We start from the raw sequence: 292 nt of genomic DNA, 5'->3' as shown, positions 1-292 counted from the left end.
GTCGCCGGTGCTGAGCCACTCGCCGGCGAAGACGGTGCGGCTCGCGGCGGCGCGGCGCCAGTAGCCGAGCGCGATGGATTCGCCGCGGACGAACAGCGAGCCGGGCTCGCCGTCGGCGACCGGATTGCCGTCGAGGTCGCGCAGCTCGAGGTCGTAGCCCGGCACGGCGACGCCGGTCGTGCCGGGGTGGACCTCGCCGGGCCGGTTGGACAGGAAGATGTGCAGCGCCTCGGTGGAGCCGATGCCGTCGATGATCTCGCCCCCGAACCGGTCGGCGAACCGCTGCAGCAGC

Annotated in this window: 1 protein-coding gene; it reads right to left on the bottom strand. The window is 74.0% G+C overall.

Features of this window, described 5'->3' with window-relative positions; translation table 11 throughout:
• Positions 1-292: AMP-binding protein (locus IH26_RS0152730; protein WP_030443840.1), on the bottom strand; the 292-nt coding region annotated here is incomplete at both ends.

This window comes from Actinoplanes subtropicus, assembly GCF_000721705.1.
GTDB lineage: Bacteria > Actinomycetota > Actinomycetes > Mycobacteriales > Micromonosporaceae > Actinoplanes > Actinoplanes subtropicus.
Note: the sequence above shows the minus strand (reverse complement) of the source record. Positions and strands in the feature narration are given on the sequence as shown.